Origin of the sequence: Ruminiclostridium papyrosolvens C7, from assembly GCF_000421965.1 — a bacterium.
In the GTDB taxonomy this organism is placed as follows: Bacteria; Bacillota; Clostridia; order Acetivibrionales; family DSM-1351; genus Ruminiclostridium; species Ruminiclostridium papyrosolvens_A.
In genome coordinates this window covers 366,498-387,758 of record NZ_ATAY01000020.1, presented here as the reverse complement: position 1 = coordinate 387,758, position 21,261 = coordinate 366,498, and the positions used below count along the sequence as shown (strand labels likewise).

Below are 21,261 nucleotides of genomic sequence, written 5' to 3'. Positions count from 1 at the left end.
ACTTATTTTGCTATGTTAATATATATTTTGTATATAAAAAAATATAGGAGTGTGACAAATGAAATCTGCAAAGATATCCTTTTTAAGTTGCCTTTTCAGTGGAATTATTTTATTTATAATAGGTACTGTACTAATGGTTAATATAAGAACAACGCCTCCTACTCAACAAAAGCCTGATACAGCCTTGCCTTCCAGCAATTCTAAAGACTCTATAGATATAACTGAAACATACAAAAACAGCGGTAATCCTTTGAATTTTCTTGTTCTGATAAAGGAAGCGTCAGGTCTGCACACAGACACCATTATAATTGGGAATTACGAGCCTGTGACTAATCAAATCAGTCTCCTGACAGTACCTAGGGACACAAAACCTACAGGTAAATCAACCTTAAAAATTAACAACGTATTCTCTATGGCTTTAAATAAGTATGCCGATTTACCTAAAAACCAACAGAAAAATAAAGCTATCGAATATACAACACAGTTCATAAGTAACCTTACCAATATTCCAATTGATTATTATGTTTATCTTGAAATAGACACAATAAAGGAAATCGTAGACATGCTTGACGGGGTTTATTTTGATGTTCCTGCTGATTTAAGATATCCTGACCCATCTCAAGACCTGAATATTAACCTAAAAAAAGGATATCAACTCCTTGACGGCGACAAGGCAGAGCAATTGCTGAGATTCAGGAAGCCTCCTTACAGTCTTAGAAAAGCATCTGATGACCTTCGTAAGTATTACGACGGTTCAGACCTTAAAAGAACAGAAATGCAGATAAAATTTGTTAATGAACTTATTAAACAAAAAGTAACTCTTTTAAATATGCCTAAACTGATACCTGTCATAAATTATGCCTTCAGCAATGTAATTACTAATATTTCACTTTCAGACACACTTAATCTGGCCGGAGGACTTACCAGAGCCAATAAACAGGAAATGAACAGTTTCAAATTATGCGGATTAGACAGGACCATTAATGAGATCTACTATTTCATATACACCCAAAAGGTTGAAAACGTTAAAACTAGAGAGCAGTATGATACCCAGGAGATAATTGACAAGTATTTTAAAACAAAAACCGGCAAGTTTTCGCCTGAACCTGATAAGAAATACAATTATCTCTCGGTACTTCCCAAAAACCCCTCAAACGCTGAAACTGAGTCCAAAAGCAACGGTAAAGACAAGCCTTAAAGAAAAAAGCATAATAGCCGAAAAAATCGGTTATTATGCTTTTTAAAATTCCTCAAAATCATGTTGCTATTCCTAGTTGAAACTGTTCCAGATGGAGCTTACCATTTCTTTATTCGTACTGCCGTAGTAGAAATTAGTAGCAGTGAAGGTAACTTGTATTATTTGATTTCCTTTATTCAATATATATACTTCCTGGCGGTATTGAGTGTCGCTTTCATTAAAAATAAATACATATTTGTAACCAAAGGTTCCTTTCTCATTAATAGCTGCTTTACTTTCCAATTTTAAATTCTTATTAAGCAAACTGTTAAAGTACTGGTCAAGGCCTTCAAAAGCATCAGTAGATGATGTTTGCAATTCAGCTGTTGAAATACTTAAAGATAAATCCCCATTGCTACTGTAATATTTTTTATTATCATCAGTATTATCTTGACTTGTTTTCCAGCCGGAAGGCAGTTTAAAAGAATAATAATCTTCTTCTATTGTACGTGTCTTTGTTGAGGTGGTTATCTGCGATGGATCCATCAACTTACCGGTTGCTTTTAAATCCAGCTGTTCAAATCTGAATGAATTAACCATCCCTTCCACCATCATTCTTTTGTTGGAATCATTATATGATTCCTCAGGAAGCTCATAGCACAATACGTATTTGTAGTTTTTATCCACGAAGAAAATATCACAGCCATATTTAGTTTTATCCAGCCTTGTATATTTGTAATACAACTTGTTGCATTTTACTCCTCCAATAACAGCACTCTCCTGACTCTCAAACTTGAACATTTCAGGATTGTAGTCACGCTCATAACTCTTGATTGCTGATGATGTTATTGAATCCAAAGTCTCTCCCTTGTCAAGTGAATAAATCTTTATTGAAAAGTTTTCTCCGAAGAGACCATCAAACTGAACTTCATTATGAATATTTTCATCCTTGTATTCGCTCCAGTAAGGAAGAATCTTTGCTGACCATTTTAGCTGTGTGTCCTGATACTTTCTGTATCCTGTGGCTGATACATCGGATAAGTCCTCTGTACTTCCGTCTTTACTAAATTTAAACTGAAATGAATCAAGTAAATCCTGATATTTGTTATCAAGATAGGATTTGTCGTTATCTAAAAGCATCAACAGTAAGAATTCCTTTGTATTAGTCATATAAACTCTCTTTACAAAAGTTAAATCACTGTCTTTATAAACTATTTCTGCATATTCAACTCCGTTTGACTCATATATACCATAGTCTATAAGTGTTGAATCCTCTGCTTCTTCACGAAGATTTTGCTGTTTATCCTCCAGAGTTGAATCCTTATCCTTGTCTTTGATTGCAATACTTATACCGTAGGATGCATCCTGTGACAAGAAAAAATTATTGTCTCCGTTAAAGGTTCTTGAATTTAAGGTAAGCTCACGAGGGAGCTTCATAGACCATTTATAGTAGCTGTCTCCGACTTTTGTCTTGTTTGTATTTTTTATTAGTGTACCAAAGTCCTTAATACTATTTGGGTTTGCGATTTCCTTTCTGAAAGTAACTTTTCCTCCGCTGTTTGTCAAATCAGCTCCGAAGACATCTGCCAAAAAAGTAACAGTTGCCATAAAAGAAGAATTTTTTATGTACGGAGCAGCATCCATTTTTGTTTTCTTGCCTGCTATCACAGCTTCTTTATTTTTATCTGTAATTTTAATTTCCACATCATTATATTTAATAACAGCAGTTTTTTTCTTTAAATCAGGTGTATATGAAGCACCTAAAGCATCTGTTATAACTTTTACGGGAACAAAAGTTTTTCCTTGCACAACAGCACTGGCTTCTGCTTTTACTGTCTTACCATTGACAGTATAGCTTCCTGTACCTGTTTTAAAGGAAACTGTTATTACGGTTGAAGTATATTCATCCAGAAGATCATCTGCTGCAAATACACTCACCGAACTTAAAAACAAACATACAATTACACTGAAAAGTAAAAATAGCTTTTTCATTTTTAAATCCTCCAAGTGCCTCTACCGGGCATATTTTAACTACTATTTTAATTCGTCCATAACCACATTGATACTCTGTACCTTGCCGTTTCTTCTTACAGCTACTTTGATTTTATTACCTGGGAGTACGGATTTATATGCTTCATTAAGATCCACAAGTGTATTTACATATACACCGTTTATACTGTAAATAAAATCATCTTTTTTTAATCCATATTTTTCTGCACAAGACCCTTTTTCAATGCTTGTAATTTTTAAACCGTTTCTACTGGGTAATCCGTAAAGGGCCACATAGTCCTCTTCAAAATCAGCCCCCAATGTAACTCTTTTTACTTTCCCATATTTATAGAAGTGGTTTAAAACATATTGGACAGTGTCTATGGGTATGGCATAACTTAATCCTTGTGCATTAACGGTTGTCATTGAGTTAATACCAATAACTTCTCCCTTTATAGTAAGAAGCGGCCCACCGCTGTTACCGGGGTTTATGGCAGCATCAGTCTGTATAAGTTTGTATTGATAAAACCCGTCAGCACTTCTGTTAAGCCCGCTGATTACACCAACTGAAGCAGAATTCCTGTTTTGAAACGACATTGGTGTTCCAATGGCTATAGCAGTCTTTCCGATTACTATATCCTGCATTTTACCCAGTGTGGCCGCTGTAAGTCCAATCTTGTCAATCTTTATTACAGCAAGGTCGCTGGGCTTATCGATGTATTTAATTCTGGCTTGGTATCCTGTACCATCCGTTAAAACCACGACAATTCTGCTCATATCCTCAACTACATGAGCATTTGTAAGGATATCTCCGCCGGATTTTATTATTATGCCTGTCCCCAGCACAACTCCATCAGCAGTAGAATCCCCCGAATCAATATTACCAATAATACCAACTACTGATGGACTTATTGACTTGATAATGTTTGGAATAATATCATCATTTTTAGTGGAAATATTAATAGACTTGCTTGTTTTACTTGCATTTAAGCCTAATTGATTTGCAAGTGCCTCCGCGTCTACATAGACCTTGTTGTTTACCGTTGTTGTTCCTATATCGGTTGAAATACCGTTTATGGATAGCTTGAACTGAGTAGCACCTGAAACAAGAAGATTAAAACTAAACAATAATATCATTACAACCAGTACTACTAAATACCTTTTTTTCATATTGTGACCTCTGTTGGAATTAATATTGTAATTCTAACACTATTTAGCAGCCCAATTCAAGAAAAAATTATTTTATGTTAAACAAATATTTAAAATGGTCTTATAAAATTTCTCACCACAAAATATACTAATGAAATAGCACCCAACGTCCACCAGAACACACGGTTTCTTGGAAAAATCTTTTTATGCCTGCCAAATACATAAGATATCAACTCAATATATGCCAGTATACCCAGAATAATACCCAGCAATGGTATTGGATTAAACCTTATGGAGTCATGAATATCACCTCTTAGTAAATGCTGAACACTTCTTGTATTGCCGCATCCCGGACAATATATGTTGAGATAGGTATAGCTTGGACATGAAGGGAAAAGTGTCCCCAAATATATAATCTGATTTCTCAGGAAATAAGCTGTAATAATTAACGCAAAAGGAAAAATACAAACTGCGGCCTTTTTCCATTTTAGATTGTTTTTCAAAATCTACTCACCTTTCACTTATTCTAGTCTATAATCTGATTAACCGGAATTTGACTGCGTACGCTGTTTACCAGATTAAGGTCAATATCTGCTATCAGTATCCCCTCTTTTTCGTCTGCCCTTGAAACAACATTCCCCCAGGGGTCACATACCATTGAATTGCCGTAAGAGACGTAATCAGCACTTGTATTCCTGGCAGAAGAAACCGCTGCATGAAAAACCTGATTATCAAGTGCTCTGGCCCTCACAAGCAGCTCCCAGTGAACAGGGCCTGTTGTCATATTGAATGAAGCCGGTGTGATAATTATTTTTGCCCCTGCCTCAGTCATTTCAGAGTAAAGCCATGTAAAACGCATGTCAAAACAAACGGCAAGACCTATACGCCCAAATTCCGTTTCGGCAACGGTAACCTCCGCTCCTGCTGTCAGAACATCAGATTCCCTGAATGCAATACCATCCGTAATATTTACATCAAAAAGATGTACTTTTCTGTGTTTTGCGATTATATTACCCTGTCTGTCAAACATTACGGATGAATTATATATACAGTCATTGGAACTCTCAGGAATAGTCCCCGCTACAATATACATATTATTATACTTTGCCGACTCTGAAATGACTGATAAAGTTTTACTATTTTCCATACTTTCAGCATATATAGGAAACCTCTTTGTGTCATATGGACAATTAAACATTTCAGGAAGTATTGCTATATCTGCACCTCGTTTACAACATTCTTCAAGTACGGACAGTGCTTTTTCCAAGTTATCATTTTTATTATCCGTAACAGCCATTTGACATAAACCAAGTTTAATCTTTGTATTCATGAGACACCTCCTAATAATATGTATTACTATATTATCCAAATATATTATAAGGGTGGTAAATTACCAATTTACCGGTAATTTGCCACCCTTTATAGTATTCTGTTTAAAAATTTAGTTTTTCAGGCTGTGCATTGGAGCCGGAATTCTTCCGCCTCTTTTAATAAACTCATTGCTGCTGAAAGGATTTACTTTCATAACAGGGCCTGAACCCAGTAATCCTCCGAACTCAACCTTGTCTCCAACCTTCTTGCCCGGAGCAGGAATTAATCTGACAGCAGTGGTTTTAGTATTAACCACACCGATTGCAGCTTCGTCCGCAATTATTGCAGAAATGGTTTCAGCACTGGTATCACCCGGAACAACAATCATGTCAAGTCCTACTGAACATACACAAGTCATTGCTTCAAGCTTTTCCAGAGTTAATGCCCCTGAAAGTGCTGCATCAATCATTCCTGCATCTTCACTTACAGGAATAAAAGCACCGCTAAGACCTCCAACGTAGGATGAAGCCATTACTCCTCCCTTTTTAACTGCATCATTTAAAAGAGCAAGAGCCGCAGTGGTTCCGTGAGTTCCGCACTTCTCAAGACCCATTTCTTCAAGAATATATGCAACACTGTCTCCAATTGCAGGAGTAGGCGCCAAAGATAAATCGACAATACCAAAAGGAACATTTAGTCTTTTGGAGGCCTCCCGTGCTACCAATTGACCCATTCTGGTTATTTTGAAAGCAGTTTTCTTAATAGTATCGGAAACAGTACCAAAATCAGCTCCCTTAACCTTTTCCAAAGCACATTTTACCACACCTGGGCCACTGACACCGACATTAATAACACATTCCGGTTCTCCGATACCATGAAAAGCACCGGCCATAAACGGATTGTCCTCTACAGCGTTGGCAAAAACAACAAGTTTTGCACATGCAAGGGCTCCGTGGTCTGCGGTTAATTCAGCACATTTTTTTATAACCCTACCCATCTCAGCCACAGCATCCATATTTATACCTGCTTTTGTAGAAGCAACATTTACAGAAGAACAAACAAGTTTTGTTCTGCTTAAAGCTTCAGGAATGGATTGTATAAGTCTCTTATCACCTACTGTATAACCCTTATGAACAAGAGAAGAAAATCCGCCTATAAAGTTTACGCCGACAGTTTCTGCAGCCTTGTCCATTGCTTCGGCAAACTTAACATATTCATCGCTTTCACAACTTTCTGCAACAAGTGCTATTGGTGTTACTGATATTCTCTTATTGATTATGGGTATACCGAATTCCCTTTCAATATTTTCTCCCGTAACAACAAGCTTTTCAGCATATCTGGTTATCTTGTCGTAAATTTTCTTACATGAAATATCTATATCGGGATGACAACAATCCCTTAATGAAATACCCATAGTAATTGTTCTTATATCAAGATTTTCTTTTTGAATCATATCAATCGTTTCTAGTACTTCGAAAGGACCTAGCATTATTGTTCACCTCATATTCTATGCATTGAATTAAAAATATCTTCGTGCTGAATCTGTATTTTCAGACCCATTTCAACACCCTTGGATTCCAACTTATGAGAAATATCATGAAATGGTATATTACAATGTGATATATCTACAAGCATTATCATTGTAAATACATCCTGCAGAATAGTCTGGGTTATGTCAAGTATATTAACATCACTCTCTGCCAGTATGTTACTCACTCCTGCAATTATTCCAACTTTATCCTTACCGATAACTGTTATTACTGCTCTCACGCTAATACCTCCCGCATATGGTTATATATAATGTTTTAAATTAAAACTTCCTGATGTATTCAGAGTTGGTTTATATTATATATCTTTAATATACAAATATCAATCAAAAACATTTCGAACACATGTTTGATTTACTGGATAAAATATGATATACTGTTTTCAGATTTATAAATCAGCTTGATTTTAAGTTAATTATTTTTAGAGGAAAACAAATATGGACTTGAATGAAAAATTAGGTATATTAGCAGATGCAGCAAAGTATGACGTTTCCTGCTCATCTAGCGGAGGGACAAGAAAAAACAAAAACGGTGTAGGAGACAGTCATGCATGTGGAATCTGCCATACATGGGCAGATGACGGGAGATGTGTTTCACTGCTTAAAATTTTACTGTCAAATGAATGTATATACGACTGCGTATACTGTATAAACAGGTCTTCAAATGACGTGCCTCGTGCGAGCTTTACAGCCGATGAAGTTATTGAGCTTACCATGAATTTTTATAGAAGAAACTATATAGAAGGACTTTTTTTAAGTTCCGCTGTTTTAAGAAATCCAAGCCATACCATGGAATTAATGCTTGAAATCGTAAAAAAACTTCGCACTGAACATGGCTTTTTCGGTTATATACATATAAAAGCAATTCCCGGAGCTGACGAAAGGCTTATAAACGAAGCCGGAATGTACGTTGATAGAATGAGCGTAAACATAGAACTGCCATCTGACAAAGGCCTTGAAGTACTTGCTCCTCAAAAACCTAAAAAAGCTTTACTCAAACCCATGCATCAGATAAACAACAGAATAATAGAAAACAAGGAAAATAAGCGATTATTCAAAAAGGGAGATTCTTTCGTACCCGCAGGACAAAGTACCCAGCTTATTGTGGGGGCAACACCCGATAAGGATCTCAGTATTTTAAAGCTCTCAGAAGCCTTGTACGGCAATTTTAACCTCAAGAGGGTTTATTACTCGGCATTTGTACCAACCGTTACAGATCCGAGGCTGCCGGCTCTTATCAAGCCCCCTCTCCTACGTGAACACCGATTGTATCAGGCCGACTGGCTTTTGAGGTTTTACGGTTTTGAAGCTGATGAATTACTAAGCAAAACAAATCCAAATTTTAATCCTGAGCTTGATCCTAAAGCTGACTGGGCATTGAGAAATCTGCATTTGTTTCCGGTGGAGGTAAATTCTGCAGAATATGAAATGCTTTTGAGAGTACCAGGAATAGGCGTTAAATCGGCACAAAGGATTATTACTGCCAGAAGGGTTGGCAGATTGACTTTTGATAACTTAAAAAAAATGGGAGTAGTCCTGAAACGTGCAGGCCACTTTTTAACCTGTCAGGGTAGAACTTTTGACAGTTACAGCTCAAATGAAGCTATTGTAAAAGAATCCTTGATAAGTGCAAAACTTCAGCCCAAAAGCAAAAAGCCTGTTTTAGGACAGATGTCATTATTCTCACTCGTAAATGATAGCGGAGCTGAAGAAAACATGTCAGAGTTTCTTCTAACAGACTCTCCTTCAAATAACCCACAATGGTTGAGCTATTATAATCAACCGCAGGACGGGAGGCTTTTGTTAAGTGATATACATTTATGACGGAACATGGGATTGCTTTTTAACAGCAGTTCATCATTATTATTATGACAAACAGGATGTTTCAAATATTGAATCAGGCCTTTGCTATAAACCAAATCTTATTGACGATTACAGAGCCATAACTACTGATATTATAAAGGCTAAGGCCGTAGAAGAAGCAATACTGCACAAGATTTCTGCGGAAAGTCTTGAAAATCTTCAAAGATGTTTCTTTTCGGAGATTGAAGGGCGTGAAATGTGGATTCTAAAATATATTCGTCTTGGATTTAAAATTGGTATGCGCATAGACAGTATGCTTGGTGACAAAACCGTTTTGGATGTATTGATTCCTGCCAGAAAAGTAGGAATGGAGTGTCATAGAATGCTTGGATTGCTTCGTTTCGAGCTTTTGGAAGGTGGTATTTATTATGCAAAAATTCAGCCGGACCACAATATAATTTCTTTTATATCTCCTCACTTTAAGAACCGCTTTGCAGATCAGAACTGGATAATACATGATACGAAACGAAAAATTGCTTCTTTGTACAACACAAAAAAAATGCTGCTTTCCTATATGGATCTGTCCACTATCCCGGAACTTCATGCAGATGAACTCAAATTTCAGGCTCTCTGGAAAAATTACTATAAGCATATAGCAATAAAGAATAAAATAAATCCTAAACTACAAAAGAATTTTATGCCTAAGCGTTATTGGAAAAACCTAACAGAAAAGAAGCCAGATTAAATATCTGCAATATTTAGTAAAGAGGCTGTTGAAGCAGCCCCTTTAGATTCCATACTATTTAAGCTTATTAACCAATTCTTTAAACACATTTCCACGGTGTTCAAAATTTTTAAACATATCAAAGCTTGTGCTTGCAGGCGATAAAATTATACAGTCACCGGATTTTGCCTGTTCATACGATTTTTTAACAACTTCTTCATAACTGTCACAATGAATGATTTTTATTTCATTTTCCATGTCCCTTTGCTGTAGATAATTCTTATATGCTTCCTCTATTCTTGAAGCAGTAGCACCTATCAGCAATAGGCACTTTACCTTCTCAGCGATAATTTCACCTATTGAATCATACGGTATTCCTTTATCCTTTCCTCCAGCAATAAGAATTACTTTATTCTTAAAGGTTTTTAATGCCGCTATTGTTCTTGAAGGGCTGCTGTCAATAGAACTGTTATAGAATTTTACCCCATTAAGCTCCCTTACCAGTTCTATTCTATGTTCAACACCATTAAATGTAGTTGCAATCTTTGCGATGGTCTCAGGTTTAACATAATCTATAGTTGCTGCAGTTGCAGCCATGTAGTTCTCTATGTTATGAACTCCTGGTATCTTAATTTTTTCACCTTCTATAATCTCGGTGCTGCTATTACCTCTTTTAACCATTATCTTACCGTCTTGATATACAACACCTTCATTAAGGTCGTTCAATCTTGAAAAGTACACATATTCACCACGAGCCTCATAATTAAAACTCTTTGTAATTTCGTTGTCATAATTAAGAATGAGCTTGTCATTTTGGTTCTGATTAATAAAAATGTTCTTTTTTGCTTCAATGTACTCTTGCAATGACTTATGAACATCAAGGTGATTAGGAGTTATGTTTGTAACAACTGCAACTGACGGACAGTCTTTAATGGTCATCAGTTGGAAACTACTTAGTTCCAATACTACCTTGTCCGTTTCTGCAACATCATCTATTTTACTTAATAGTGGTGTCCCTATATTTCCCCCAAGCCAGCAATTATAACCTTCCTCTGAAAGTATTTTATAAATCAAGGTTGTAGTAGTTGTTTTTCCATCGCTTCCAGTTACTGCAAAAACCTGTGCAGGACACAATTTAAAAAACACTTCCATTTCGGATGTAAGCTCAGCACCGTTCTCCATAGCCTGCACGAGTTCAGGCAAATCAGGTCTCATACCCGGGGTACGGAATATCAAATCAAAACCATTTAATTTTGTTAGATAATCAGGTCCAATACTATATTTAACAGGCAATCCCTTTAATTCATTGAAAGCATCTGTAAGTTTTTCTTCCGATGATTTATCAAATGCAGTTACATCTACCCCGAAATTTACGAGATACTTAATCAAGGGAATATTACTTATACCTATTCCCATAACTGCAACCTTTTTATTTTTAACGTCTTTCTTGAACTGTTCCAGCTTATTATTCATAATTACCTCCGTTATTCTCCATAATTCACATAAAATAAATATTGCCTATTGAAAAAACAAAAGACATATAGTAAAATACTAATGCAGTTAAGTCGTGCGGATATGGCGGAATTGGCAGACGCGCATGGTTCAGGTCCATGTGAAAGCAATTTCATGCAGGTTCAACTCCTGTTATCCGCACCAAAAGAGTTTGAATATTAAATTTCAAACTCTTTTTTATTTTCTATAATTTCTTTAAACCGAATAATTAAAATTATCTGAATCCTTTATATAGAAAAATGTCTTCAGTGATTTAAAATTGTACTTATTTGCCATTATAAGCTGTTCCGTACTTCCCACAAAAAGTATACCCTGATGATTTAAAGCCATATTAAATTTCTTGTATATTTCTGTTTTTGCTTCCTCTGTAAAGTAAATTAACACGTTTCTGCAAACTATTAAATCAATGTTGGTAGGATAAGGTTCTCTTAAGAGATTGTGCTGCTTGAACTCAACACAATTCTTTACTTCATCCTTTATTTTATAGCTTTCACCCAAAATTGTAAAATACTTGGTTTTAAACTCCTGTGGTAAATTCTCGACACTTTTAGCATTATATATACCAGTTTTTGCCTTTTCTATAGCTCCCATGTCTATATCTGTTGCAAGTATCTTTATTGAGCTAAGAGGCATAAGTTTGTTTAGTACCATAACAAGTGTGTATGGTTCATCTCCTGTAGAACATGCGGCACTCCATATTGTCAGCTTCTTTTTTTTGCTCAGCAAAAGCGGAAAAATTTCTTTCTCCAAAACTGACCATTGATCCGGATTTCTGTAAAACTCAGACACATTTATCGTGAGGTAATTTATAAATTCCTTGAACAATTCCTTATTATCTTTTAATGCCTGGACGTAATCCTTGTATGTACTATAATTATTCTTTCTTATAAGTGCATCGATTCTTCTTTTCATTTGCTTTTCTTTGTAGAGAGTGAGATTTATCTTAGTCATTTTGAAAATTTCTTCTTTAAAGCCTTCGTAATCCATATGAACCTCCTCATTGGTTTATTATTACGTTTTTTTATACAGTATTATATTCAGAATGAGGTACGATGATGTTTTTACACTTAAATAAAGGATGTACCAATGTACATCCTTTATTATAATTATTTAAAATGAAAAGTATAATCGAAAATTATCCTTTAACGCTCTCACCAATTGTGTTAGTCATATCTTCAACATGTTCTTTTGGAAGTTCTTCCTGTTCAGTCGCTGAAAGACCTTCATCCTTTTTAGCTCCTGCAGGATCAATTGGGTTAACTTCCTTTATGCTAAGACTGATTTTCTTTGTTTCAGCATCAAATTCAATTATCTTTGCTTCAACCTGCTGACCAACTGTCAAAGCATCACTCGGCTTACCCAAGCGAACTGATGAAATCTGGGAGATATGAACCAATCCGTCAATTCCTTCTTCGAGTTCAACAAATGCACCAAATGGCACAAGTCTTACAACCTTACCTGAAACTACATTACCTACCTGATATTTTTCCAATGCCTTTGCCCATGGGTTATCTGCTTGTTTCTTGTAGCCAAGTGAAATACGCTTCTTTTCCTTGTCAAAATCCAGAACGGAAACAATTATCTCATCTCCAACCTTAACAACCTCAGAAGGATGCTTTATCTTGCTCCATGAAAGTTCACTAAGGTGTACAAGTCCGTCTACTCCGCCGATATCTACAAAAGCACCGAAGTCCATAAGGCTCTTTACCTGACCTTTGTATGTCTTTCCTATTTCGATATTATTCCATATAACGCTGGATGCAGCTTCCTTATTCTTTTCAATTAAAGTTCTTGCTGAACCAACTATTTTTCTTTTTTGCTTATTTAATTCTATAATTTCGACCTGTAAAACCTGTTTTACAAATTCAGAAAGATCCTTAATGAATCTGTCACTGATTTGTGAAGCAGGAATAAATACTCTAACACCACTTGCATTACCAATTACACCGCCGTTAACCTTTTCTGTAACTTTAACCTTTACAGGCTGCTTGTTCTCAAATGCACTTTCAATTACATCCCATCCCTTAACGGCATCAACCCTCTTCTTGCTCAGAAGAACATTGCCTTCACCATCGTTTACCCTTACTACAAAAACGTCAATCTCGTCTCCAACCTTAAGTGATTTTTCAGGATTAAAGTCCGGATCATCAGAAAACTCCTGCATTGGAATAATTCCGTCTGATTTATACCCCATGTCAATAAATACTTCATTATGGTTATATCCAATAATTTTACCTTTTGTAATCTGACCCGTAGTCAAAGTTACGAGTGAGCTTTCAAAAGCATCAGCAAAGCTCATTTCCATATCCTGTCTATTTAATTCACTCATTTTATGAATAACCTCCTTGATTACCCAGTCAGGTGTTGACGCCCCTGCAGTAATACCAATTTTTTTAATTTTTTTTATATCAACCGGTGGAATATCATCGGCTGTTTGTACTTTAAATGTATTATCACAATTTGCCTTACAAATTTGATAAAGTTTATTGGTATTGGAACTGTTATTTCCGCCAATAACCAACACCATGTCAACCATTTTTGAAATTTTTTCTGCTTCAGTTTGTCTTTTGTCTGTCGCATTACATATTGTATCAAATTTTAAAACATTTTCAAACCTTTTATTTAATCTAAGTATAATTTTTTCCCATTTCTCACGAATAAATGTAGTTTGAGCAACAATACATATCTTTTTTTTGATGTCGGGCAGATCATCAACATTATCCTCATCTTCAATGATAAAGGCACTATCATCGCACCATCCGTTTATTCCTATTATCTCAGGATGGGTCTTATCGCCCGCTATAATTATCTGGTAACCTTCCCTATACTTCTTGTTGACCAAGCCGTGTATTTTTTCTACATAAGGACACGAAGCGTCTACTACCTCAAGTCCACGGATTTTCAATCTTTCAATAACCTGTGGGCCTACACCATGAGCTCTTATGACCACCTTTGCAGGCGCCTCCGCCTCTTCCGGATTGTTTATTGTGGTAACTCCGTAATTTGTAAGTTTTTGTACTACCTGATCATTATGAATTATAGGTCCTAGTGTATATATTTTATGTTCTGATTTTGTCGCCAAATCAGATACTATTTTAACCGCATTATTTACTCCAAAGCAAAACCCGGCGGTATTTGCGATAACCAGTTCCATTAAATCGACCTCACAATTTATATGTTTGCATAATTTTTATAGAAATAAAGTATTCTCTCTGCAACTTCCTCTATTGTCATGGAAGTAGAATCTATCTCAACAGCATCAGGTACTTTTTTGAGGGGGGCAAAAGCTCTTGACATATCGTTATTATCCCTATTGCGCATATCTTCTCTGACTTCATCCAAATTAACCTGCTGACCTTTCAAAACAAGTTCTTCATATCTCCGCTTAGCTCTTTCATCAATATCTGCAGTTAAAAATATTTTAAGATTTGCCTGAGGAAGTACATATGAACCTATATCTCTGCCATCCATAACAACATCTTTCTCACCTGCAATCTTCCTTTGAAGTTCAACCATTTTTAGTCTTACTTCTTTAATAGCTGCCACATTTGCAGCACCTGCAGATACTTCCCCCGTTCTTATATCCTCTGAAACATCACGACCATCCAAAAAAATCTTCTGGACATTGTCATCATGTGTAATGGATATATTTATATTATCAATTATCCTGATTATATCTTCCCTTGACTTGGTATCAACACCACTTTCTATTGCCTTCAACGCTACTGCCCTATACATTGCTCCAGTATCAAGGTATATAAAGCCAAGCTCGGCTGAAACCTTTTTGGCAATTGTACTTTTCCCGGCACCTGCCGGACCATCTATTGCTATGCTCTTTGGCATTCTTATCATTCCGTTTCTTGTATTGTATTTATCTTACGTCTGCTACTACTTAACTAAGTCGGGCCTTAATACCTTAGCTCCTTTAAGATATACGTGATTTATTTCGACGTTACTCTTTTCAGTATTAATGTGTATCAGCACTCGTATGCATTTTTCCAGACTGCCCGGAACATTAATTTCGTTTGTACACATAAGCGGAATATCGTTCCAACCTATTTGTCTTGCAGCTACTGCCGGAAAAGTTGCATTCAAATCCTGTGTAGCCGTAAATATTACACTTATTATATCTGTATTTACTAAAGAATTTCTTTCTATAATTTCTACAAGAAGCTCTTTTGTTCCTTCCCAAATTAACTCTTTAGTGTTTTCCGATACCGTTATTGCTCCTCTTACCGCTCTTACAGCCATTAGTGTCTCCTTATAAATTGGTATTTTAAAACTATACGACTCTATGTCCAAGTCCTATTGAAACCTCATTCAAATTCAAGAGACCTATACCGAAAAACACGGCTACACTTACATGATCCTTATACCTAGCTATTCCGATTTTTCCTCCGACATTCAACCCTATTGCCTTTGGCATTATCTGGGATATGGCCTCTCTTGTTGCACCTGCTACGGCACCCTGTTCTGCATGACTTTCGCTAATTACTCCTTCACGTTTTGACGATACAACTGCTCTTTCCACAATCTTCATAACTGATGAAATAAACTCCCCACCGTAGTCAACAGCAGCAGTGTTTATTCCTGTTTGCAGAAATTCTTGCTGAAGCTTCTTCTCAGTTGTCCTGTCATTGGTTAGTGCAATTCTTATTGCTGCACTTGCTATTTCTTTGCTACCATATTCTTCATTAGCCATATTATCCTCCGCTAGCCATAGTGCGACTACTAATAATTTTATATAATTTTAACCATATTCAACTCAAAAGAACGATGATTGTAACATTTATTACCTTATTAGGAGTTTTAAGTCAACAAAAACCTATACAGTTAAATTATATAGGTTTTTCTATTATAAAACAATAATTAAGTTAATTTTGTCAAAGACATAAACCAATTAATTAAACTGGATTTTAACCAATTTCTTAATATTACGTTCAATATTTGCAATTGCATTTATACACTTACTGTTTATGTTTGATGATGCGTTTTGCACCTTGATCATGTGGCTTTTCTGGCTTTCGCTGCCGTCAATCTCTATAACATCCCCATCGTTTACATTAATTGGTATTTGTACCTTGTCGAATACTGCAACCTGTTCACCATTCACCAGTATCTTGGCCTGCGGATCAGGCTCTTCATCAATCAGTTCCAAAGTCACCTTTCCTCTTCCATAGAGATATTCGTCACTTCCAAGAGGTATTCCGACAGACTTATCAAAAATGTTCAGACGAACGCGGACTGAAGGCACTGACAGGACAATCTGAACAGATATAAGCGCTATAAAAAATATGATACAGGTCCTAAACAGAATTTTTTCTAATGATGCGGTTTTATTTGTTTGAGTAACTTTGTCATTGTTCTTTTTCAAGTTAATTTTCATATACCAAGCCTCAATTTGTTTATTTACTGTTAATATGTACAAACTTTCGGCCAAATACACATAATTTCCCAAAATCACTTAATCTTTTAGCAATTTAATCCTGCAAGATAACCGGTTGAAAAGGCAATTGTAAGATTAAAGCCGCCCGTGTATGCGTCAACGTCAATTACTTCACCTGCCATGAATAAACCGCTTACCTTTTTTGATTCCATGGTAGATGGATTTATTTCACTTGTTTTTACTCCACCGGCTGTAACTATGGCTTCTTTTATTGGTCTTGCCCCGATGATAGTAATTTTAAGGCTTTTTAGCAGTGTGACAAGCCTTTTTCTCTCTTCCTTTGTAATTTGATGTACAGGTTTCTCAGGATTGATTTCAGATAACTTTATTATTACGGGAATGAACTTTTGAGGCAGTAAATCATCCAGTGAATTTTTATATTGTTTTCTTGAAAATTTGTCAAAATCCCTCTGAACTCTCTCATCTAGTTTTTCCAAAGTCAATGCGGGTTTTAAATCCAGAAAGAGATCTACATTTTTGAAATCATAAGTAAGCAAATGTCTGCTTGCACTTAAAATTACCGGTCCTGACATTCCAAAATGAGTGAAAATCATTTCACCAAAGTCGTTATATATCTCCTTACCGTTTTTGTTTTTAAATGAAACAGAAACATTTTTAAGAGAAAGTCCCTGTAAATCTCTAATCCATTCTTCCTGCGTAATAAGGGGAACTAGGGATGGTTTTAGCGGAGTTACGGAGTGGCCCAGCTTTTTCACCATTTCATAACCGTCCCCGGTTGAGCCTGTTCCAGGATAAGACATTCCACCTACCGCAAGTATAACCGATTCAGCCTCAACAATGCTTTCATCAGCAAGGCGAACTCCGGTCACTTTATTGTCTTGCGCAAGTATTTCAGTAACTGTCGCTTCAGTATTTATTTTAACACCATTTGATTTAAGAAAATCCATAAGCGTGTTTAATACATCTCTGGAAGAATCTGATTCAGGAAAAACCCTTCCCCCACGTTCTACTTTGGTACGAAGTCCCTTTTGATTGAAAAAATCAATTAAATCCTGATTTGAAAACGTATAAAAAGCCGAGTAAAGGAAGTTTCCATTTCCCGGCGTATTTTCTATCAAGCCTTCAACATCAGTATCATTAGTAATATTACATCTGCCTTTGCCTGATATTAAAAGTTTTTTGCCAAGCCTGCTGTTTTTCTCCAATAGAATAACGTCCCGACCTCTTCCGGCTGCAATTCCTGCAGCCATTATTCCTGCCGGGCCGCCTCCAATTACTATTACTTTACCCATATGTGTCCTTTCAACATAAATTACAGTTTTTCATCATGATAATCGTCTTTTTCGTATACTTCATATTCATCCCATATCTTTTCAAGCTTTTCAAAGGTATTGTAGACATCGTTTTTCCTTCTCATACCTACTGCTACTATTAATGCATTTATAAGGCTTAAAGGGGCAACAAGTGAATCTACAAAGGATGCCATATCGCTTCTGGCCAATAAATACTGATTGGCAGCCTGTGCCACCGGGGAATCTGCACTGTCAGTAATGGCAATTGTGTTAACACCCTGATCTTTTGCAAACTGTAATGCCTTTATGGTCCTTTTTGAGTAACGTGGATAACTAATTCCTATAACAACATCGCCGGGCTGTGCTTTTATGATTTGTTCAAACATCTCGCTGACACTGGTGGTGTGAACAAGTCTTATATTGTCAAATATCAAATTGAAGTAAAAACCAAGAAAACTTGCAAGAGGAGCAGAACTTCTTACCCCAAGAATAAATATCCTTTGTGCTCCCAATATTGTTTCAACTATCTCATTAAAATTGTTTGTGTCTATTTGTTCAAGTGTTAATTTTATTTTATCCATATCGGATTGCAATACACTCTTTAGTATATTGTCTTCATTGAGCCTATTTGACGATACCTCTATTCGCTGTACTGAAGTAAGCTTGCTTTTTATAAGCTCCTGAAGTACCTTCTGAAGCTTCGGATACCCATCAAATCCCAGTTCTATAGCAAATCTTACTACAGTTGATTCACTAACTCCTACTATTTCTCCAAGCTTGGCTGCAGTAACAAATGCAGCCTTGTCATAGTGGTTTGTTATATAGTTGGCTATAAGCTTCTGACCCTTACTGAAATCATTATATTTCTGTTGTATTAAACTCAATAAATCATTATTTTTAAGGCTGTTCTTCATAATCTCCTCCAAATGCGCTTTTCGAACAATATAACTTATATATTACCTTTTTGCAGGAAAAAAATCAAGCAATTGCATTTTTTCAAGTACATAGAATTAATAAATAACTTTTTTAATATTATTTCAAAACCTACTAATAATAAATGATATACATAATCAGCAGGAGGTTAAAATACTGAATATGATACAAATTGATGATGCTGGAAGCGGAAGCTTTATTGGCGGTACATGTATCGGTTTTTACAGACCTGAAACAAACGAATACTACTTTGATATTATTCCCGTGGAGCTTTATAATACAGATAATTTTAAAAAAAAATTGTATCTGGATGATGTTGTTGAAATAACAAAAAAGGCCTTTAAGGCTCTTCGTGTATCTAAGTCTGAATCCATTGAAATTTGCAGGGGCTATATGTTCGAGAGACTTAAGTGCTGGTTGACAGAAGAAGGCTTTTGTTGGTACGTGACACAGATAACGGGACGAATACAGGAAGTTGTTGAAAGAAACTTTGAACTATACGCAGTTAATCTGGGGCTGCCTAAAGATTATATAAAATTTACCAGATTCCCCTTTCACTTCCATAAGCTTCTCAGATGGGTGCTGTCTGATTATGAAAATAGGATAAACCTGTGTAAGGTTGGATGGAAGAGCTGGCAAAAAATTAAAGACATTACCCCTACATTGAGTTATGCACAAATTCAGCAATCAAATTTTGTATGCCTGAAATGCGGAAAACATATAAAAAAAGGCTCCAACGTTGCTGTACTTGAATTTTTCAGTAATAAGCAAAATTTCATTTATCTTCACAGCGGGTGTGAAAATTAATTTAAAGCGAAAAACCCCCACAGTTTTACCGTGGAGGTCTCGTAATTGTGAAAAATTAAAACGGGATTTTATGTTTTAAATCTTTGTTCTAAATCTATCAAGCATACCATACAGACCCCATCTGTTCTGATTCTGGTTAATCTTTGATATGTTGCCTATTCTGTACTGTGTGCCATCTCTTGCGCCCATTTCATTGACTACGGCTGATATTGCCGCTACAACTTCGGGCTTTATTCCATCTGCTGCGGGTGCTGTAGCTTTATTTCTATCCTCAATACGCTGTTTAAAGAACTTCTCGGCAACCTGAGGAAGCATTGCGTATGAAAGTACATCCTCATCCTGCTCTATATAGTCCTTAACAGCTTCTCTAATCTTTTCAAGCTCAGGCTCAATAAGGTCAGCAGGTCTGCAAGTAATAGGCTTTTCTTCACCCAGAATCTTAGCCTTTATCTCATCACTAATAGGTGCAGGTGTCTTACCGTATTCACCCTTTACAACGCCTTTTGATTCCTTTGGTACCATCTTGTATCTCTCACCAGTCAATACATTAAGCACGGCCTGGGTGCCAACTATCTGACTTGATGGTGTAACAAGTGGAGGATAACCAAAATCAGCTCTTACTCTAGGAACTTCCTTAAGAACCTCTTCATACTTATCCAAAGCATTTGACTGCTTCAATTGAGAAACGAGATTTGAAAGCATTCCTCCGGGTACCTGATAAATAAGTGTATTTACGTCAACACCCATAACCTTTACATCCAATAGTCCGCTTTCTATATATTTTTCTTTAAGAGGTCTGAAATAGTCTGCAATTTCACTGAGTTTTTCCAAATCCAGTCCTGTATCATATTCAGTTCCCTTTAAAGTAGCTACCAACGGCTCTGTAGGTGGTTGTGACGTTCCCATTGACATAGGTGAAATTGCACAATCAACAACATCAACACCTGCTTCTATAGCCTTCAAGTATGTCATTGATGCTACACCACTTGTATAGTGAGTGTGCAGCTGTATTGGTATCTTTACACTTTCTTTTAGAGCTCTTACCAATTCGTATGCCTGATATGGTACTAAAAGTCCAGCCATGTCCTTGATACAGATAGAATCTGCTCCCATGCTCTCCAACTGTTTTGCATCTTTTACAAAAAGTTCAAGATTATGAACCGGGCTTATTGTGTAACAGATACAGCCCTGAGCATGGCCGCCTTCTTTTTTACATGCCTTAATTGCAGTCTCAATATTTCTTGCATCATTCAATGCGTCAAATATTCTCATTATGTCCATACCGTTTGCAACTGCTTTTTGGACAAAGTATTCAACTATATCATCTGCATAATGCTTATATCCTAAAAGGTTCTGACCTCTAAGCAGCATTTGCAGAGGTGTCTTTTTTGCAACATCTTTTATTTTTCTCAGTCTCATCCATGGATCTTCATTTAAAAATCTCATACATGAATCAAAAGTAGCTCCACCCCAAGCTTCCAGTGAATGGTAACCTACATTGTCAAGCTTCTCAACAATCGGAAGCATATCTTCGGTCTTCATTCTGGTTGCTATAAGGGACTGGTGAGCGTCTCTTAATACTGTTTCCGTAATTCTTACGCCTGCCATTTT

20 protein-coding genes and 1 tRNA gene are annotated in these 21,261 nt (G+C 36.2%); 5 read left to right on the top strand and 16 right to left on the bottom strand.

Annotation, left to right across the window (positions count from 1 at the left end):
* Positions 1-58: 58 nt before the first annotated feature.
* Entirely contained in the window at positions 59-1,198 is a 1,140-nt protein-coding gene (locus tag L323_RS26815; protein WP_020814724.1) for an LCP family protein, read from the top strand.
* A gap of 72 nt (positions 1,199-1,270) precedes the next feature.
* Here the strand turns inward: L323_RS26815 and L323_RS26810 are convergent, their stop codons facing one another.
* From L323_RS26810 to L323_RS26785, 6 genes are all read right to left on the bottom strand, one after another.
* On the bottom strand, positions 1,271-3,169 hold the full coding sequence (locus tag L323_RS26810; RefSeq protein WP_020814723.1) for a stalk domain-containing protein: 1,899 nt from the start codon (positions 3,167-3,169) through the stop codon (positions 1,271-1,273).
* A 42-nt stretch (positions 3,170-3,211) separates the two neighbouring features.
* Positions 3,212-4,336, bottom strand: a complete 1,125-nt coding sequence (locus tag L323_RS26805; protein WP_020814722.1) for a S1C family serine protease — start codon at positions 4,334-4,336, stop codon at positions 3,212-3,214.
* Between the two features lie 89 nt (positions 4,337-4,425).
* Positions 4,426-4,818, bottom strand: coding sequence for a DUF2752 domain-containing protein (locus tag L323_RS26800; protein WP_020814721.1), 393 nt, complete (start codon positions 4,816-4,818; stop codon positions 4,426-4,428).
* A 23-nt stretch (positions 4,819-4,841) separates the two neighbouring features.
* Entirely contained in the window at positions 4,842-5,645 is an 804-nt protein-coding gene (locus tag L323_RS26795; RefSeq protein ID WP_020814720.1) for a carbon-nitrogen hydrolase family protein, read from the bottom strand.
* A 111-nt stretch (positions 5,646-5,756) separates the two neighbouring features.
* Positions 5,757-7,115: a PFL family protein gene (locus tag L323_RS26790; RefSeq protein WP_020814719.1), complete on the bottom strand. Its 1,359-nt coding sequence runs from the start codon at positions 7,113-7,115 to the stop codon at positions 5,757-5,759.
* Between the two features lie 11 nt (positions 7,116-7,126).
* The gene (locus L323_RS26785; protein ID WP_020814718.1) at positions 7,127-7,396 is read right to left on the bottom strand and encodes an ACT domain-containing protein; all 270 of its coding nucleotides are present in this window, start codon (positions 7,394-7,396) and stop codon (positions 7,127-7,129) included.
* A gap of 214 nt (positions 7,397-7,610) precedes the next feature.
* On the opposite strand from L323_RS26785, the gene L323_RS26780 reads away from it, so the two are divergent.
* The gene (locus tag L323_RS26780; protein ID WP_020814717.1) at positions 7,611-8,996 is read left to right on the top strand and encodes a putative DNA modification/repair radical SAM protein; all 1,386 of its coding nucleotides are present in this window, start codon (positions 7,611-7,613) and stop codon (positions 8,994-8,996) included.
* Positions 8,980-9,720: a TIGR03915 family putative DNA repair protein gene (locus L323_RS26775; protein WP_020814716.1), complete on the top strand. Its 741-nt coding sequence runs from the start codon at positions 8,980-8,982 to the stop codon at positions 9,718-9,720. Before L323_RS26780 ends, L323_RS26775 begins: the two co-directional genes overlap by 17 nt.
* 54 nt (positions 9,721-9,774) lie before the next feature.
* Here the strand turns inward: L323_RS26775 and murD are convergent, their stop codons facing one another.
* Positions 9,775-11,172, bottom strand: a complete 1,398-nt coding sequence (murD, locus tag L323_RS26770) for a UDP-N-acetylmuramoyl-L-alanine--D-glutamate ligase (protein ID WP_020814715.1) — start codon at positions 11,170-11,172, stop codon at positions 9,775-9,777.
* Positions 11,173-11,268: 96 nt separating this feature from the next.
* Between murD and L323_RS26765 the strand changes: the two genes are divergently transcribed.
* Positions 11,269-11,355 (top strand) — tRNA-Leu (locus L323_RS26765).
* A gap of 51 nt (positions 11,356-11,406) precedes the next feature.
* On the opposite strand, the gene L323_RS26760 is transcribed toward L323_RS26765, so the two are convergent.
* The 8 genes from L323_RS26760 to L323_RS26725 form a co-directional block, all read right to left on the bottom strand.
* Positions 11,407-12,198, bottom strand: coding sequence for a CheR family methyltransferase (locus L323_RS26760; RefSeq protein WP_020814714.1), 792 nt, complete (start codon positions 12,196-12,198; stop codon positions 11,407-11,409).
* A 148-nt stretch (positions 12,199-12,346) separates the two neighbouring features.
* The gene (locus tag L323_RS26755) at positions 12,347-14,365 is read right to left on the bottom strand and encodes a bifunctional 4-hydroxy-3-methylbut-2-enyl diphosphate reductase/30S ribosomal protein S1 (protein ID WP_020814713.1); all 2,019 of its coding nucleotides are present in this window, start codon (positions 14,363-14,365) and stop codon (positions 12,347-12,349) included.
* A gap of 17 nt (positions 14,366-14,382) precedes the next feature.
* Positions 14,383-15,054, bottom strand: a complete 672-nt coding sequence (cmk, locus tag L323_RS26750; protein WP_020814712.1) for a (d)CMP kinase — start codon at positions 15,052-15,054, stop codon at positions 14,383-14,385.
* Between the two features lie 45 nt (positions 15,055-15,099).
* On the bottom strand, positions 15,100-15,462 hold the full coding sequence (gene aroH, locus L323_RS26745; protein WP_020814711.1) for a chorismate mutase: 363 nt from the start codon (positions 15,460-15,462) through the stop codon (positions 15,100-15,102).
* A gap of 31 nt (positions 15,463-15,493) precedes the next feature.
* A complete protein-coding gene (locus L323_RS26740; protein ID WP_020814710.1) occupies positions 15,494-15,913 on the bottom strand; it encodes a HutP family protein in 420 nt (139 codons plus the stop codon).
* A gap of 198 nt (positions 15,914-16,111) precedes the next feature.
* Positions 16,112-16,597 (bottom strand): hypothetical protein, encoded by a 486-nt coding sequence (locus L323_RS26735; RefSeq protein ID WP_020814709.1) that lies wholly within the window; start codon positions 16,595-16,597, stop codon positions 16,112-16,114.
* Between the two features lie 86 nt (positions 16,598-16,683).
* Positions 16,684-17,910, bottom strand: a complete 1,227-nt coding sequence (locus tag L323_RS26730; protein WP_020814708.1) for an NAD(P)/FAD-dependent oxidoreductase — start codon at positions 17,908-17,910, stop codon at positions 16,684-16,686.
* Positions 17,911-17,930: 20 nt separating this feature from the next.
* On the bottom strand, positions 17,931-18,824 hold the full coding sequence (locus L323_RS26725) for a MurR/RpiR family transcriptional regulator (protein ID WP_020814707.1): 894 nt from the start codon (positions 18,822-18,824) through the stop codon (positions 17,931-17,933).
* A 181-nt stretch (positions 18,825-19,005) separates the two neighbouring features.
* Here L323_RS26725 and L323_RS0120540 point away from each other — a divergent pair, with 181 nt between their 5' ends.
* On the top strand, positions 19,006-19,650 hold the full coding sequence (locus L323_RS0120540; RefSeq protein ID WP_031341846.1) for a hypothetical protein: 645 nt from the start codon (positions 19,006-19,008) through the stop codon (positions 19,648-19,650).
* Between the two features lie 75 nt (positions 19,651-19,725).
* On the opposite strand, the gene L323_RS26720 is transcribed toward L323_RS0120540, so the two are convergent.
* Positions 19,726-21,258, bottom strand: coding sequence for an oxaloacetate decarboxylase subunit alpha (locus tag L323_RS26720; protein ID WP_020814706.1), 1,533 nt, complete (start codon positions 21,256-21,258; stop codon positions 19,726-19,728).
* Positions 21,259-21,261: the final 3 nt, after the last annotated feature.

Bases quoted from the DNA above. Each gene is read 5' to 3' on its own strand.
- L323_RS26815 (WP_020814724.1), top strand. From the start codon at position 59: ATGAAATCTGCAAAGATATCCTTTTTAAGTTGCCTTTTCAGTGGAATT.
- L323_RS26810 (WP_020814723.1), bottom strand. From the start codon at position 3,169: ATGAAAAAGCTATTTTTACTTTTCAGTGTAATTGTATGTTTGTTTTTA.
- L323_RS26805 (WP_020814722.1), bottom strand. From the start codon at position 4,336: ATGAAAAAAAGGTATTTAGTAGTACTGGTTGTAATGATATTATTGTTT.
- L323_RS26795 (WP_020814720.1), bottom strand. From the start codon at position 5,645: ATGAATACAAAGATTAAACTTGGTTTATGTCAAATGGCTGTTACGGAT.
- L323_RS26790 (WP_020814719.1), bottom strand. From the start codon at position 7,115: ATGCTAGGTCCTTTCGAAGTACTAGAAACGATTGATATGATTCAAAAA.
- L323_RS26780 (WP_020814717.1), top strand. From the start codon at position 7,611: ATGGACTTGAATGAAAAATTAGGTATATTAGCAGATGCAGCAAAGTAT.
- murD (WP_020814715.1), bottom strand. From the start codon at position 11,172: ATGAATAATAAGCTGGAACAGTTCAAGAAAGACGTTAAAAATAAAAAG.
- L323_RS26760 (WP_020814714.1), bottom strand. From the start codon at position 12,198: ATGGATTACGAAGGCTTTAAAGAAGAAATTTTCAAAATGACTAAGATA.
- L323_RS26755 (WP_020814713.1), bottom strand. From the start codon at position 14,365: ATGGAACTGGTTATCGCAAATACCGCCGGGTTTTGCTTTGGAGTAAAT.
- cmk (WP_020814712.1), bottom strand. From the start codon at position 15,054: ATGCCAAAGAGCATAGCAATAGATGGTCCGGCAGGTGCCGGGAAAAGT.
- aroH (WP_020814711.1), bottom strand. From the start codon at position 15,462: ATGGCTGTAAGAGCGGTAAGAGGAGCAATAACGGTATCGGAAAACACT.
- L323_RS26740 (WP_020814710.1), bottom strand. From the start codon at position 15,913: ATGGCTAATGAAGAATATGGTAGCAAAGAAATAGCAAGTGCAGCAATA.
- L323_RS26735 (WP_020814709.1), bottom strand. From the start codon at position 16,597: ATGAAAATTAACTTGAAAAAGAACAATGACAAAGTTACTCAAACAAAT.
- L323_RS26730 (WP_020814708.1), bottom strand. From the start codon at position 17,910: ATGGGTAAAGTAATAGTAATTGGAGGCGGCCCGGCAGGAATAATGGCT.
- L323_RS26725 (WP_020814707.1), bottom strand. From the start codon at position 18,824: ATGAAGAACAGCCTTAAAAATAATGATTTATTGAGTTTAATACAACAG.
- L323_RS0120540 (WP_031341846.1), top strand. From the start codon at position 19,006: ATGATACAAATTGATGATGCTGGAAGCGGAAGCTTTATTGGCGGTACA.
- L323_RS26720 (WP_020814706.1), bottom strand. From the start codon at position 21,258: ATGGCAGGCGTAAGAATTACGGAAACAGTATTAAGAGACGCTCACCAG.